The organism is Rahnella sp. JUb53, assembly GCF_004346065.1.
GTDB classification, from domain to species: Bacteria; Pseudomonadota; Gammaproteobacteria; order Enterobacterales; family Enterobacteriaceae; genus Rahnella; species Rahnella variigena.
Genome location: NZ_SLYT01000004.1, coordinates 124825 through 140177, shown reverse-complemented (window position 1 = coordinate 140177; position 15353 = coordinate 124825). Strand labels below are relative to the sequence as shown.

Below are 15353 nucleotides of genomic sequence, written 5' to 3'. Positions count from 1 at the left end.
TCGATGTAGATTTACAACTCTCAAGTAACTAGGCAAGGGCCATAGGAAAATATTATGAGTAAGAAGAAGGAAGCTTTTATTTCTACTTTTGTACAGGCAACTAAAGCCGCTGCCAAGAATCCTGCAGGTACAGCTCGGTTAGTAGCTGGAACGACAGTCCTTCTACGTGCTAAAGATCAAGGGCTCACTTTTGACCAGATGAGAGGCGTTTTTGACGATCTCACTGACTATGGTGACAGTGAATTAACTGGGTTTTTGAACATATCACAAGGATTAATTTCAGGTGATATTGAGCTCCCCGGGTCTATTAAATAGATGCTGTTTTTCAATGAGGCGATTTAGTCCTCATTTTCTGATGCTCAACAGCCCCGCACAGTTAAATGCGGGGCTTTTTTGTCGTTAAATCTCGAAATGGTCAATATGTGGACGTGGCTTGAAATAAATCCTTATATTTCAATAAAATAAACCCTAAATTATGTCACCTTGAACTGACATTGCGGGTTATTCTCCATATTGACCAATGAATAGCAGTCTACATGTGCGGGTGCTGGCCTGGCAGAGATAAACTGAAAACCACAGGTTTATGATACCAGACAATCAATAAGGTTGATTGTCAGCAATGGTGCTACTGCTTTGCCAGAGATCCACAACGTATAGCGCTCTAGCAAAACAGACTGTCGTGCAGACAGTGCAGGGCAGGGAGAGATGAAACAAAGGCTCCACACTGTGGAGCCTTTTATCAGACCAGATTACAAGGCTGAGTTATTACAGGGACTTGGTGAAAGTACGAGTAATAACGTCTTGTTGCTGTTCTTTAGTCAGTGAGTTGAAACGCACTGCGTAACCAGAAACACGGATGGTCAGCTGAGGATAGTTTTCAGGATGTTCCATCGCATCTAACAGCATTTCGCGGTTCATCACGTTCACGTTCAGGTGTTGACCACCTTCAATGGACGCTTCGTGGTGGAAGTAACCATCCATCAGGCCAGCGAGGTTTGCTTTACGCACATCATCGTCTTTACCCAGCGCATTTGGAACGATAGAGAAGGTATAAGAAATACCATCTTTCGCGTAAGCAAACGGCAGTTTAGCAACAGAAGTCAGAGAGGCAACCGCACCTTTCTGGTCACGACCGTGCATTGGGTTAGCACCTGGACCAAATGGAGCGCCAGCGCGACGACCGTCTGGAGTGTTACCCGTTTTCTTACCATAAACCACGTTAGAGGTGATGGTCAGAACAGACTGAGTTGCTACAGCGCCACGGTAGGTACGCAGTTTCTGAATTTTCTTCATGAAACGTTCTACCAGGTCACAAGCGATGTCATCTACGCGAGAATCGTTGTTACCGAACTGTGGATATTCGCCTTCAATTTTGAAGTCTACAGCCAGGCCGTCTTCGTCACGGATGGTGCTAACTTTTGCGTATTTGATAGCGGACAGGGAGTCAGCAGCAACTGACAGACCTGCGATACCACACGCCATGGTGCGATAAACGTCACGGTCATGCAGAGCCATCAGCGATGCTTCGTAGCTGTATTTGTCATGCATGTAGTGAATGATGTTCAGCGCAGTCACGTACTGTTTAGCCAACCAGTCCATGAAGTGATCCATGCGGTCCATGACTTTATCAAAGGTCAGGACTTCATCCATCATTGGTGCTTCTTTAGGACCAACCTGGATTTTCATTTTTTCATCAACGCCGCCGTTGATTGCGTACAACATGGTTTTTGCCAGGTTTGCACGAGCGCCGAAGAACTGCATTTGTTTACCCACAACCATCGGGCTCACACAACAAGCGATAGCATAATCATCGTTGTTGAAGTCAGGACGCATCAGGTCATCGTTCTCATACTGTACTGATGAGGTATCGATAGACACTTTCGCTGCGTACTTTTTGAAGTTCATTGGCAGTTTTTCAGACCACAGGATGGTCATGTTCGGCTCTGGTGAAGGCCCCATGGTGTACAGGGTATTCAGGAAGCGGAAGCTGCTTTTGGTAACCAGAGTACGGCCGTCAACGCCCATACCTGCCAGAGATTCAGTTGCCCAGATTGGGTCACCGGAGAACAGTTCATCATACTCAGGTGTACGCAGGAAACGAACCATACGCAGTTTCATAACCAGATGGTCAATCAGTTCCTGAGCTTGTTCTTCAGTCAGTTTGCCAGCTTTAATATCACGTTCGATGAACACGTCAAGGAAAGTAGATACGCGGCCGAAGGACATTGCAGCGCCGTTCTGAGATTTAACTGCAGCCAGGTAGCCGAAGTAAGTCCACTGTACAGCTTCCTGTGCGTTAGTCGCAGGACCAGAAATGTCGCAACCGTATTTAGCAGCCATTTCTTTAATCTGGCCCAGTGCACGGTGTTGTTCAGAGATTTCTTCACGCAGCTGGATGGTCATTTCCAGGTTTACGCCATTTTCCAGGTCGTCTTGCAGAGACTGGAATTGTGCGTATTTATCGGCCATCAGGAAGTCGATACCGTACAGTGCAACGCGACGGTAGTCACCGATGATACGGCCACGGCCATACGCATCTGGAAGACCAGTCAGAACACCGGATTTACGGCAGTTCAGGATGTCTTTGGTGTAAACATCAAATACGCCCTGGTTGTGCGTTTTACGATAATCAGTGAAAACTTTCTTCAGCGCTGGATCCAGTTCACGGCCATAAACTTTACATGAACCTTCGACCATTTTGATGCCGCCGAATGGGATCAGAGCACGTTTCAATGGCGCGTCAGTTTGCAGACCAACGATAGTTTCCAGAGATTTATTGATGTAACCGGCATCGTGAGAAGTGATGGTAGAGGCAACGTCAGTATCGAAATCAACAGGAGCCTTAGTGCGGTTCTCCAGTTTGATACCATCCATTACTTTATCCCACAGGGTGGTTGTCGCTTCGGTAGCGCCAGCCAGGAAGGACTCATCACCTTCATACGGTGTGTAGTTCTTCTGAATGAAGTCACGGACGTTTACGCCATTCTGCCATTCACCAGCACTAAAACCTTGCCATGCGTTGGTCAATTTTTCATTGAGCTTGGACATTTTGCACCTACCTTCTAATTTGGATTTCTTTAAAAATCACGAGTAAAACTGTCGTAACAAGACTGCCACGTTGTATCAGTGGTGCTTCTCATCGCGAAGATATATAACCCAGTACGTTAACCCTACCAGCAAACCGCCCCCGATGATGTTACCTATGGTCACAGGGATGAGATTGTCGATGATAAAGTTAGAGATGTTTAGTTCTGCGAATTGTGCCGGTGTTGCTCCGACAGCCTGCCAGAATTCTGGTGTCGCAAAGTTTTTCACTACGATGCCTAAAGGGATCATGAACATGTTGGCAATGCTGTGTTCAAAGCCGCTGGCGACGAACATACCTACTGGCAAAATCATGGCGAACATTTTGTCCATCAAGCTACGGCCGGAGTAACTCATCCATACCGCCAGACAAACCATCAGGTTAGCGAGGATCCCAAGACATACGGCTTCGATAAATGTGTGATGCATTTTATGGTCAGCGGTTTGCAAGACATTAAGGCCCCACAAGCCATTATCGACCATGTATTCACCGGAGAACCAAATCAGAGCCACAAAAAACAGGCAGCCAATCAGGTTACCAAAATAGACATTGACCCAATTGCGTGCCAATTGCCCCCAGGTGATACGCCCGCTGGCTTTGGCAATTACGATAAGCACAGTGGAAGTAAACAGGTCGGCGCCACACACTACGACCAGCATCAGACCCAGTGAGAAGCAGATGCCCCCGACGAGTTTTGCAAGACCATAAGGTACGGTTCCGGTGCCTGTGGTGGCGGTGATATAAAAAGCAAAAGCAATAGAAATAAAGACGCCAGCAGTAATGGCTAAAAAGAATGTTTTTAACGGCTGTTTGGTGGCTTTATAAACGCCGGCATCTTCAGCAACTTTTGCTGTAGCGGCGGGTAAAATGAGATCGAAGGGGTTGTCAGCTTTCACATTAACTCTCTTATTCAGGGCTATGCACTGCGCAACGAGATACTAGCAAAGCAGTATAACGTAAAAATTGACGTGGATCATACGAGGCGGTTTTTGGTGGTTTTCGGCGTACTACTGAAGGGGTGGTTTTGGTATTAACTCATTGAAAAAGCTGATATAAAAACATTTTAATTTTTGCAAATAAAGTTGAGGGTGCTCAAAATTATTTTTACTTTCGGGTTAATAATGAGGCTTTAATGTTAATTAATATCACTATTTTTAGTCTGTAAATTTCACTTTGATTTAACCCATAAAAAAATGCACAAAAATAAGTGTCATATTTTTGTCGTAAAAACGCCAAAAGCACATTATTTCGCGCGGAATTACACGTCATTTTAATGGCTGAGTCAAACCTTTGCGGACAAAGAGAGCAGCACATGCGCAGGATCTGCATTGAATGTATAAACAAAAAAGCCAGCAGGAAATCCCGCTGGCTTTAATCAATTCATCATGTCCGTTCGATTACGCTTTCGACCAGTGACGACGTTTTGCGACTTGCAGTTTTTCGTATGCGCCAAGCAGCGCCTGGTGGGCTGGTAATGCTTTAAGTTCAGGATCAACAGCAAACAGGCTATGGAAACGAACTTCACCGCTGATAGCTGCAGAAGCATCTTCAACCGCTTTCTGACCGTACATTTTCACGAAGGCGTTGTAGTACTGTGCGGGTTCGCGATCTTCTTCCAGAGACAGCTGCAGCAGAGTTTGCAGACAACGATAGTAGTTGTTGCGCTCATCGCTGTAGACAGAAGAGTTGAACTCATGCGCCCATTCAGCCCAGGTCAGCGCCTGATCCAAATCACCACCGGCCAGTGCCAGCATAGATTTCAGCTCACCGACACGCAGCGTGTACCAGCCGTTGTCTTTGCCGCTGGCAATGCCCAGCAGTTCACGCACGCGGGTGAAGTCATCCAGACCTTCATCATCGAGCTGGGTGATCATCTTAAGATAGGTTTCTTTTGGCAGGTCACTGTCCGGTAACGCCAGCAGTTGGTCACGCAGATGCGCACCCATGCTGTTGTTTGCCAGCAGCAGATCTTCTGCAGGATAGATGTCGGACATGCCCGGAACGATAATGCGGCAGGCATACACGTCCAGATGTTCGTAATCAGCGATATACACTTCCGCATCTTCTTTATCGAAGATAGCCATCAGTGTGGCGAATTCTTCTTCAGTGGTGCCGCTGAAGCTCCAGTCTGCAAACGGATAGTCTGCGTCCTGCTTGAACATATCCCACGAAATCAGACCGCTTGAATCGATGAAGTGGGTTTCAAGGTTGGCGTGCTCGGCCACTTCTTCGTCATCGAAGGTCGGTGCAGTGAAGACATCCAGATCTTTCAGGCTGCGGCCCTGCAACAGCTCAGTGACGGTACGTTCCAGTGCCACGCCGAAATCCGGGTGCGCACCAAAGGAAGCGAAACAGGTGCCGTTCGCCGGGTTGAAAAGAACCACACAAATAACCGGATAATTGCCGCCCAGAGAGGCGTCATAAGAAAGAATAGGGAAACCTTCTTCTTCCAGTTTGGCGATGGCTTCAACCACACCCGGATAGCGCGCCAGAACCTCAGCAGGAATTTCTGGCAGGCTGATGGATTCTGCAATGATGCGGTTTTTGACGTAACGCTCGAAGACTTCGGACAGACCCTGAACGCGCGCTTCATTAGCGGTGTTACCCGCGGACATCCCGTTGGAAACGTACAGGTTGCCGATGATGTTCATCGGAATATAAACGGTTTGCAGATCTGACTGACGGGTAAACGGCAGGGCGCAGATACCACGATCAGGATTGCCGGATTGCAGGTCGATCAGATCACTGGCAACCAGTTCTTTCTCAGCGTCATAAAAATCGTGCAGGCGTTCATCCAGAATGCCAGTTGGCAGGCTGTCATCTTCCGGCAGCGGGAACCACTTCTCATTCGGATAGTGGACGAAATCGCCATTGGCGATGTCTTCGCCAAGATAGAAATCCGCGAAGAAATAGTTGGTCGACAGACGTTCAAAATATTCACCCAGAGCAGAAGCCAGAGCGGCTTTTTTGCTGGCGCCTTTACCGTTGGTGAAGCACAGCGGGCAGTCGCGGTCGCGAATGTGCACTGACCAGACGTGGGGAACCGGATTCAGCCAAGAAGCTTCTTCGATATTAAAGCCGAGATCGGTGAGTTTTTGTTGGAAGCGGGAAATGGAGTCTTCCAGCGCCGCGTCTTTACCAGGAATAAAAGTTTGCGTCATTGAGTTCACTTTTGAGCGTGCTAAAAACGCGCAATGATACGGGGTTTTACGTATTAGCTCCATGTATTCGTGTTAAGAATGTAATCGCGTTGTAACGCGCTAAGCTTGTCTGTAAATCCGCGGTCCATAAGCCGCTGTTTTCACTTCCCGTGAGGCATCTATGCAGGCTTTTGATATCAAACGTATGACACTGGATAAGTTCCCTCTGGAGTATCTGGGAGAGGTAACATTCCGCTGTTTTTTCATCTTTGTAGTGGTGTTTATATTTCTGAAACTCACCGGGCGTCGCGGGGTCAACCAGCTTTCTTTATTCGAAGTGGTGATTATTCTGACGCTGGGCTCTGCGGCCGGTGACGTCACTTTCTATGATGATGTACCTTTGCTGCCTGTGTTTGCGGTCTTCTTCTCCATCCTGCTGCTTTACCGTCTTTCTACCTGGCTGATGGATAAAAGCCGCCATTTTCAGAACTGGATGGAAGGCAAACCGCTGATCATTATTCGCGACGGTATGTTCGAGTGGGAAACCATGGCGAGGGAAAATATTACCAAAGGCGAGTTTTATATGGAGTTGCGCCAAAAAGGTGTCGAACATCTCGGACAGGTCCGGCTGGCTTTTCTGGAAGCCAATGGCGGCCTGAGCGTTTACTTCCGTCAGGATGGCGATGTAGAGCCGGGGTTGCCGGTTTTACCCGAAGATTATATCGATATCGAAACCCTGATGATGACCAGCGGGCTCTATGCCTGCCATCGGTGCAGCCTGATTAAGTCATTCAAAGTAGGGGAAAAAGCCAGCTGCCCGCGGTGTCAGAATATCACCTGGGTGAGGGCACTGAGCACTGTGCGAATGTGAACATATAATCCTGTTAAATCAGCTTTCCAGGGAGTAAATAACCTTGTGACGCAGATCTCAACGCGCTTTATCAGGTCATGAGGAATAACCGTTACAGATGGCTTGTTTCCAATGATAAAACCGGTAAATTAAAGGCAACTATGTGGCTGTCTCAGAGAAGTGGTGAGGGGAAATGACTCAGGTTTATAATTTTAGTGCAGGTCCGGCAATGATCCCGGCTGAAGTGTTGCGTCGTGCGGAACAGGAACTTTGTAACTGGCACGGACTGGGTACCTCGGTGATGGAAATCAGTCACCGCAGTAAGGAGTTTATCCAGGTTGCTGAAGAGTCCGAAAAGGATATCCGTGATCTGCTGAATATTCCCTCGAACTACAAAGTGCTCTTTTGCCACGGTGGCGCACGCGCGCAATTTGCTGCTGTCCCAATGAACCTGCTGGGTGATAAATCCTCAGCCGATTATATTGATGGTGGTTACTGGGCTCACAGCGCAGTCAACGAAGCGAAAAAATATTGCACACCGAATGTTATTGATGTCACGACGACCGTTGACGGTAAACGTGGCATTCTGCCAATGAATGAATGGAAGCTGAATGCAGATTCTGCCTACGTTCATTACTGCCCAAATGAAACTATCGATGGTATCGCTATCGACGAAATGCCTGATTTTGGTGACAAAATCGTCGTTGCGGATTACTCATCCTGCATTCTCTCCCGCCCGATTGATGTCAGCCGTTTTGGTGTGATTTATGCCGGCGCACAGAAAAACATCGGTCCTGCCGGCCTGACACTGGTTATCGTTCGCGAAGACTTGCTGGGTAAAGCGCGCACTGAATTGCCTTCCATTCTTGATTATACCGTGCTGGCTGAGAACGACTCTATGTTCAATACCCCGCCGACCTTCGCGTGGTATTTATCAGGCATGGTATTCAAGTGGCTGAAAGAGCAAGGTGGTCTGCGTGAAATGGAAAAACGCAACCGCGCGAAAGCCGAACTGTTGTATGGTGCTATCGACCGTACCGGTTTCTACCGTAACCCGGTCGCTGCGGAAAACCGTTCGTGGATGAACGTTCCTTTCCAGATGGCTGATGCTTCTCTGGACAAACTGTTCCTTGAGCAGGCGCAGGAAGCCGGTCTGCAGGCATTGAAAGGCCACCGTGTGGCTGGTGGTATGCGTGCATCTATTTATAATGCGATGCCGATTGAAGGCGTGAAAGCACTGACCGACTTCATGGCAGAGTTTGAAAAACGCCACGGCTAAGCGTGCTGGCTTTCGGGCCCGCAGAATGCTTAAGTAAGTAGCCTTAAAAATGACCCCGGCTCAATGTCCGGGGTCATTTTATGAAAAGAAGAATTGGAGAAAGAGTGGAATCCCTGACATTACAACCCGTTGCGCTGGTTAACGGCAGCATCAATTTACCTGGCTCAAAAAGTGTTTCCAACCGCGCACTTTTACTGGCTGCTTTTGCACAGGGCACTACCCGCCTGACTAACCTGCTCGACAGCGACGATGTTCGCCATATGCTCACCGCACTGACGCAATTGGGCGTTACGCATCGTTTATCGGCGGATCGTACCGAATGCGAAATTGATGGTCTGGGCCACGCTTTTTCCAACGCTAAAGGTCTGGAACTTTTTCTGGGCAATGCGGGCACCGCAATGCGTCCGCTGGCTGCGGCGTTATGTCTGGGCGAACAAGATGTCGTGCTGACCGGCGAGCCGCGTATGAAAGAGCGTCCGATCGGTCATCTGGTGGATGCACTTCGTCAGGGCGGCGCGCAGATTGATTATCTGGAGCAGGAAAATTATCCGCCGCTGCGTCTGCGCGGTGGTTTTAGTGGTGGCGACGTCAGTGTTGATGGCAGCGTTTCCAGCCAGTTCCTGACTGCGCTGTTAATGACAGCTCCGCTGGCAGACAACGACACGACGATTCAGATTAAAGGTGATCTGGTTTCCAAACCTTATATCGACATCACCCTGAACCTGATGAAAACCTTCGGTATTGAAGTGGAAAACCACCAGTATCAGAAATTCAGCATTAAAGGTCGTCAGCAATATGTGTCCCCGGGTTCTTATCTGGTCGAAGGCGATGCGTCTTCCGCGTCCTATTTCCTGGCCGCAGCTGCGATCAAAGGCGGCACGGTTCGCGTGACCGGTATCGGTAAAAACAGTATGCAGGGTGATATTCGTTTTGCAGATGTGCTGGAAAAAATGGGCGCAACCATTCACTGGGCTGATGACTACATTGAATGTACCCGTGGCGAGCTGAAAGGCATCGACATGGACATGAACCATATTCCAGATGCTGCGATGACCATTGCTACCGCCGCATTGTTTGCCGAAGGCCCGACGACGCTGCGTAATATCTATAACTGGCGCGTTAAAGAAACCGATCGTCTGGCGGCAATGGCGACAGAATTGCGTAAAGTCGGTGCGACGGTCGAAGAGGGCGAAGATTATATTCGCGTTGAACCGCCTAAATCTCTGAAGTTTGCTGAGATCGGAACCTATAATGATCACCGCATGGCGATGTGTTTCTCGCTGGTGGCGTTATCGGATACACCGGTGACTATTCTGGACCCGAAATGCACGGCGAAAACATTCCCGGACTATTTTGAACGTCTGGCAGGAATCAGCACTCTGGCATAGTCTTTCACTGTGAATGCCACTGAGCGAACGGACATCACACGATGTCCGTTTTTTTGTTTTCAGGCTCAGAACCGTCCGCTTTTTAGGCAACTGAAAAATGTGGGGTAACAGTTGTCGTAAAGGCAGCGTATAATGCCGCTCCTGAATTAGTCCTGTGAGACTAATGAAGCGGGTATACCCCACCGAAAGGAGACAAAAATGACGGCTTTAGCCCCGGTAATCACCGTTGATGGGCCAAGTGGTGCAGGTAAAGGTACGTTGTGCAAGGCACTGGCCGAAGCCTTTAACTGGCATCTGCTCGATTCCGGCGCGATTTACCGCGTATTAGCGCTGGCGGCTTTGCATCATCAGGTTGATATTGTCTCAGAAGAGGCGCTCGTTCCGCTTGCCGCACATCTCGATGTTCGTTTTGTGGCTCAGGATGGGCAGTTACACGTTATTTTAGAAGGTGAGGATGTTACCAACGAAATCCGCACCGAAACCGTTGGGAATACGGCGTCTCAGGCGGCGGCATTTCCCCGCGTTCGTGAAGCATTATTGCGCCGGCAGCGCGCATTCCGCGATACACCTGGTCTGATTGCCGATGGTCGCGATATGGGCACCGTGGTTTTCCCTGATGCCCCTGTAAAGATATTTCTGGATGCCAGTTCCGAAGAACGTGCAAACAGAAGAATGCTGCAGTTGCAGGAAAAAGGCTTTAGTGTTAACTTTGAACGGCTTTTAGCCGAGATCAAAGAACGCGATGATCGTGATCGTAATAGATCTATTGCGCCTTTAGTGGCTGCTTCCGATGCGTTATTGCTGGATTCAACCAGCATGTCCATCGACGAAGTCATCGAAAAAGCGCTGGCTTATGCCACAGAAATTCTAGGATTGCCGCAAAAACAAACCCGGTAATCGAGCCGTAATCTGGTGCTGAAGAATATTCAGTGCCAGTTTTGGCTATAGTTTTTTTTAACCTCGCCGCAAGGATCTGTAGCGGGGCATTTGAAACAACCCCATCCAGCAGGAAGCCAGATGGACGTTAAACTTAAGAACCTAAAGATTATCAACATGACTGAATCTTTTGCTCAACTCTTTGAAGAATCCTTAAAAACAATCGAAACCCGTCCTGGTTCCATCGTTCGTGGTGTTGTTGTGTCAATCGACAAAGATATCGTACTGGTTGACGCCGGTCTGAAATCTGAGTCTGCAATCCCGGCAGAACAATTCAAAAACGCACAGGGCGAACTGGAAATCCAGGTTGGCGACGAAGTTGATGTTGCGCTGGACGCTGTTGAAGACGGCTTCGGTGAAACTCTGCTGTCCCGTGAAAAAGCTAAACGTCATGAAGCTTGGATCACGCTGGAAAAAGCTTACGAAGAATCTGCAACTGTTACCGGTGTTATCAACGGTAAAGTTAAAGGCGGTTTCACTGTTGAGCTGAACGGTATCCGTGCGTTCCTGCCAGGTTCACTGGTAGACGTTCGTCCTGTTCGCGACACGCTGCATCTCGAAGGCAAAGATCTTGAGTTCAAAGTCATCAAACTGGACCAGAAACGCAACAACGTTGTTGTTTCCCGTCGTGCAGTAATTGAGTCTGAGAACAGCGCAGAGCGCGATCAGCTGCTGGAAAACCTGCAGGAAGGCATGGAAGTTAAAGGTATCGTTAAGAACCTCACTGACTACGGTGCATTCGTTGATCTGGGCGGCGTTGACGGCCTGCTGCACATCACTGACATGGCCTGGAAACGCGTTAAGCACCCAAGCGAAATCGTTAATGTCGGCGATGAAATCACTGTTAAAGTCCTTAAATTCGACCGCGAACGTACCCGTGTGTCACTGGGTCTGAAACAACTGGGCGAAGATCCATGGGTCGCTATCGCTAAACGTTACCCAGAAGGTACTAAACTGACTGGTCGCGTTACCAACCTGACTGATTACGGCTGCTTCGTAGAAATCGAAGAAGGCGTTGAAGGTCTGGTTCACGTTTCTGAAATGGATTGGACTAACAAAAACATCCACCCATCTAAAGTTGTTAACGTGGGCGATGTTGTTGAAGTTATGGTTCTGGATATCGACGAAGAGCGTCGTCGTATCTCCCTGGGCCTGAAACAATGCAAAAACAACCCATGGCAGCAATTCGCAGAGACCCACAACAAGAACGACCGTGTTGAAGGTAAAATCAAGTCAATCACTGACTTCGGTATCTTCATTGGTCTGGACGGCGGCATCGACGGCCTGGTTCACCTGTCTGACATCTCCTGGAACGTTGCAGGCGAAGAAGCAGTACGTGAATACAAAAAAGGCGACGAAATCGCAGCTGTGGTCCTGCAAGTTGACGCAGAACGTGAACGTATCTCCCTGGGCGTGAAGCAACTGGCTGAAGATCCATTCAATAACTACCTGTCTGTTAACAAGAAAGGTACTATTGTTACTGGTAAAGTCACAGCAGTTGACGCCAAAGGTGCTACAGTTGAATTAGCTGGTGGCGTAGAAGGTTACCTGCGCGCTTCAGAAGCTTCTCGCGACCGTATTGAAGACGCAACTCTGGTTCTGAGCGTTGGTGATGAAGTTGAAGCTAAATTCACCGGTGTTGATCGTAAGAACCGCGTAGTAAGCCTGTCCGTCCGTGCTAAGGACGAAGCAGACGAGAAAGATGCAATCGCTGTTGTTAACAACAAACCAGACGAAAGCAACTTCTCTAACGCTATGGCTGAAGCGTTCAAAGCGGCAAAAGGCGAGTAATGACGGGGGGCAACTCTGTTGCCCCGAAACGGTAGTTTAGCTGCAAAGCTTGGAGGTACTATGACCAAGTCTGAACTTATTGAAAGACTTGCTGGCCAGCACTCTCATATCCCGGCGAAAGCTGTTGAGGATGCAGTGAAAGAGATGCTTGAGCATATGGCTGCAACCTTGGCTGATGGTGAACGCATCGAAATCCGTGGGTTTGGCAGTTTTTCTCTTCACTACCGTGCTCCGCGTGTTGGGCGCAACCCTAAAACGGGTGATAAAGTTGAGCTGGACGGCAAGTACGTTCCTCACTTTAAACCAGGCAAAGAGTTGCGTGATCGCGCGAATATTTATGGTTAAGGCTTTGGCCTGAACATAAATGTCTGCCTATAGCGAACGTAAACGGTACCCTTCGGGGTGCCGTTTTTTTTGCTTTAATTACTGATAATTAACCCTTCATAACCCGTCTCCCTTCGATATTTTGCGTAATGTCCCGCATTGATTCTGTCTTCTGCTTGTTCATCATTCGCCTGAAAATCATACTCCGGTACGGAAAGCTACCGAAGGTATTGGTGGTTAAACTGAAGGGCGTAAAAAATAAAAATCTCAACGGATGAGGCGGCGGCAGCCGTCATAACCGGCATGTTGCCACTGATATTTCTCCCACAAATACCTTCTGCGGGTGTTCTTACGGCTTTATGTGGTCTCGCCTGGTATTTAGCCGGAGGAAAGCAAAAAGTATTAAGGATATCTGCGCTCACATTGCTCAGTTTTAGCTGGGGGGCTTTTCAGGGAGGGATCCTGATACAGCAGATAAATACATTTCAGGGAGCGTCCAGAAACGTAACAGCAACTCTGCAAACTATCAATCTTGGGAATGCCAGTGAACAATCTCAGTATTTCAAAATTGAAAAATTCGAAGGTCAGAGAATCTTCCCACCTCTTATGTTCAGGACAAAGTGGCGTGAGGGAGGGGAAAGTCTGCAGGCCGGTCAGCGCTGGCAGTTGAAGGTCAGCTTGCGTCCTGTTCATAGCCTGCTCAACGAAGGCGGTTTTGACGCACAACGTTGGGCCCTTTCTCAGCATGCTCCTATGACCGCGACAATCCGCAGTGCAGTGTTGCTTGATAATAACAGCACCTTTCGTCAGCAATTTATCAAGCGGGTACAGCAGGGGATGCCGCAGCTGGAAAATACGCCAGTGTTAGTGGCATTGGCTTTTGGGGAGAAAGGGCTGATTCAGGGACCGGAAAAACTTTTGTTGCAGAGAACCGGGATCGCGCATCTGGTGGCTATATCAGGGCTGCATATTGGTATTGCCGCCTTGTTTGGCTGGTGGCTGGCGCGTGGTCTGCAATTTTATCTGCCGGTAAGAATGATTGACTATCGCTTCCCGTTAATAGTGAGTGGGGCATTTATGCTGACCTATGCCTGGCTGTCGGGTGGGAATGCACCGGCTATGCGAGCTGCTCTGGCGGTATCAATGTGGCTGACACTTCGTTTTTTTCGCATCCGTTGTCATCCATGGCAGATTTGGCTGTGGGGAGTGGCTCTGCTACTGCTTTTGGATCCCATGAATCTTCTGTCAGACAGCTTTTGGTTATCCTGTTTTGCCGTGGCCTCGCTGGTGTTTTGGTTCCAATGGGCGCCACTTCCAGCACGTTTCCACCATGCCTGGTATTGGTCATTCTTGCGCTGGGGTCACTTACAGACTGGCATGACACTTCTTCTTTTACCGATACAAATTACTATTTTTCAGGGAGTTAATGCTTATTCTTTTTTGGCTAATATGTGGGCGGTGCCGGTTGTTTCACTGATCACGGTGCCTTTAGTTTTGTTGTCCTTACTCACAAATTTGCTGCCAGCGGGCTGGCTGATTAATGCGAAAATTATTGTCTGGCAACTCGCTGATTCATCGCTGAGTCTGGCCATGTGGGGGGTAAAACCTTTTGCCGCGGGCTGGACTCCGCTTGGTGAGTCGTTTCTGGTGTTAAGCTTTTTGGGGTGGCTAATAATTATTTGCTGGCGCCTCATTCCTGTTAAACACTCTTTTTCACTTGTGCTTTCTTTGCTTGCTCTTTCCGTGACCTGGTTTCTCCGGTTTCCGCCGGAAAGGTGGCGGATCGATATGCTGGATGTCGGTCATGGTCTTTCAGTCCTCATCAGCAGAAACGGAAAAGGGATTCTGTATGACACCGGTAACAGATGGGAAGGGGGTTCAGCTGCTGAGCAGAATATTATTCCGTTCCTGAACCGACGAAATATTCAGCTTGAGCAGATAATTATCAGTCACAACGACATGGATCACCGTGGCGGGCTGGAGTCCCTACAAACCCGGTATCCCGATGCCCGGCTTCGGGAAAACTCAATATCGGCGCAGAGCCATTTGGGATGCATTGCTGGCGAGCAATGGCGCTGGCAAGGGCTGATGTTCAACGTGCTGTGGCCTGAGCGGCAGGTTGCTGATGCGGGAAACAACGAAAGTTGCGTCATCCGCGTCAGTGAAGGGGCATTTAGTTTGCTGCTGACGGGAGATATTGAAGCGGAAACAGAAAAGGCTCTCATCATGAAATGGCGTCAGGGTTTACAGGCGACAGTGTTACAGGTACCCCACCATGGAAGCAATACATCGTCGACTCCGCCCTTCCTGAGAACGGTTAAACCTGTTAGTTCACTCGCTTCTGCTTCCCGTTTCAATAAATGGCATCTGCCTGCGCATAAAGTTGTTAGCAGATACAACAAAGCGCGCTATGACTGGCATTCGACGTCTGAATCAGGCCAGTTGAGCCTGTTCGTTTATGATGATTATTGGACAATTAAAGGCTTACGCGAGCAATTAATCCCACGTTGGTATCACCGTCAGTTTGGAGTATCAGTAGATAATGAGTAGAATAGACCGC

At 48.7% G+C, this 15353-nt stretch carries 11 protein-coding genes; 8 read left to right on the top strand and 3 right to left on the bottom strand.

All coding sequences use genetic code 11. The features are described 5' to 3' along the window. Positions 1–54: 54 nt before the first annotated feature. Positions 55–315 (top strand): hypothetical protein, encoded by a 261-nt coding sequence (locus EC840_RS11165; RefSeq protein ID WP_129637986.1) that lies wholly within the window; start codon positions 55–57, stop codon positions 313–315. 450 nt (positions 316–765) lie between these two features. On the opposite strand, the gene pflB is transcribed toward EC840_RS11165, so the two are convergent. From pflB to ycaO, 3 genes are all read right to left on the bottom strand, one after another. Continuing rightward, positions 766–3048, bottom strand: coding sequence for a formate C-acetyltransferase (gene pflB / locus EC840_RS11160; RefSeq protein ID WP_112287342.1), 2283 nt, complete (start codon positions 3046–3048; stop codon positions 766–768). Positions 3049–3123: 75 nt separating this feature from the next. Further along, positions 3124–3981, bottom strand: coding sequence for a formate transporter FocA (gene focA, locus EC840_RS11155; protein ID WP_112287343.1), 858 nt, complete (start codon positions 3979–3981; stop codon positions 3124–3126). Between the two features lie 501 nt (positions 3982–4482). Beyond that, positions 4483–6246: a 30S ribosomal protein S12 methylthiotransferase accessory factor YcaO gene (gene ycaO, locus EC840_RS11150; RefSeq protein WP_132965329.1), complete on the bottom strand. Its 1764-nt coding sequence runs from the start codon at positions 6244–6246 to the stop codon at positions 4483–4485. 160 nt (positions 6247–6406) lie between these two features. Between ycaO and EC840_RS11145 the strand changes: the two genes are divergently transcribed. From EC840_RS11145 to EC840_RS11115, 7 genes are all read left to right on the top strand, one after another. Beyond that, a complete protein-coding gene (locus tag EC840_RS11145) occupies positions 6407–7096 on the top strand; it encodes a YetF domain-containing protein (RefSeq protein ID WP_132965327.1) in 690 nt (229 codons plus the stop codon). A gap of 172 nt (positions 7097–7268) precedes the next feature. Further along, on the top strand, positions 7269–8354 hold the full coding sequence (gene serC, locus EC840_RS11140; protein WP_132965326.1) for a 3-phosphoserine/phosphohydroxythreonine transaminase: 1086 nt from the start codon (positions 7269–7271) through the stop codon (positions 8352–8354). Between the two features lie 104 nt (positions 8355–8458). Next, positions 8459–9742, top strand: coding sequence for a 3-phosphoshikimate 1-carboxyvinyltransferase (gene aroA, locus EC840_RS11135; RefSeq protein ID WP_112287347.1), 1284 nt, complete (start codon positions 8459–8461; stop codon positions 9740–9742). A gap of 198 nt (positions 9743–9940) precedes the next feature. Continuing rightward, the gene (gene cmk / locus EC840_RS11130; RefSeq protein WP_112287348.1) at positions 9941–10639 is read left to right on the top strand and encodes a (d)CMP kinase; all 699 of its coding nucleotides are present in this window, start codon (positions 9941–9943) and stop codon (positions 10637–10639) included. 156 nt (positions 10640–10795) lie between these two features. Next, the gene (gene rpsA, locus EC840_RS11125) at positions 10796–12469 is read left to right on the top strand and encodes a 30S ribosomal protein S1 (protein ID WP_095925166.1); all 1674 of its coding nucleotides are present in this window, start codon (positions 10796–10798) and stop codon (positions 12467–12469) included. Positions 12470–12529: 60 nt separating this feature from the next. After that, the gene (ihfB, locus tag EC840_RS11120) at positions 12530–12814 is read left to right on the top strand and encodes an integration host factor subunit beta (RefSeq protein WP_013574835.1); all 285 of its coding nucleotides are present in this window, start codon (positions 12530–12532) and stop codon (positions 12812–12814) included. Between the two features lie 282 nt (positions 12815–13096). Further along, on the top strand, positions 13097–15343 hold the full coding sequence (locus EC840_RS11115; RefSeq protein WP_132965323.1) for a DNA internalization-related competence protein ComEC/Rec2: 2247 nt from the start codon (positions 13097–13099) through the stop codon (positions 15341–15343). Positions 15344–15353 lie beyond the last annotated feature (10 nt).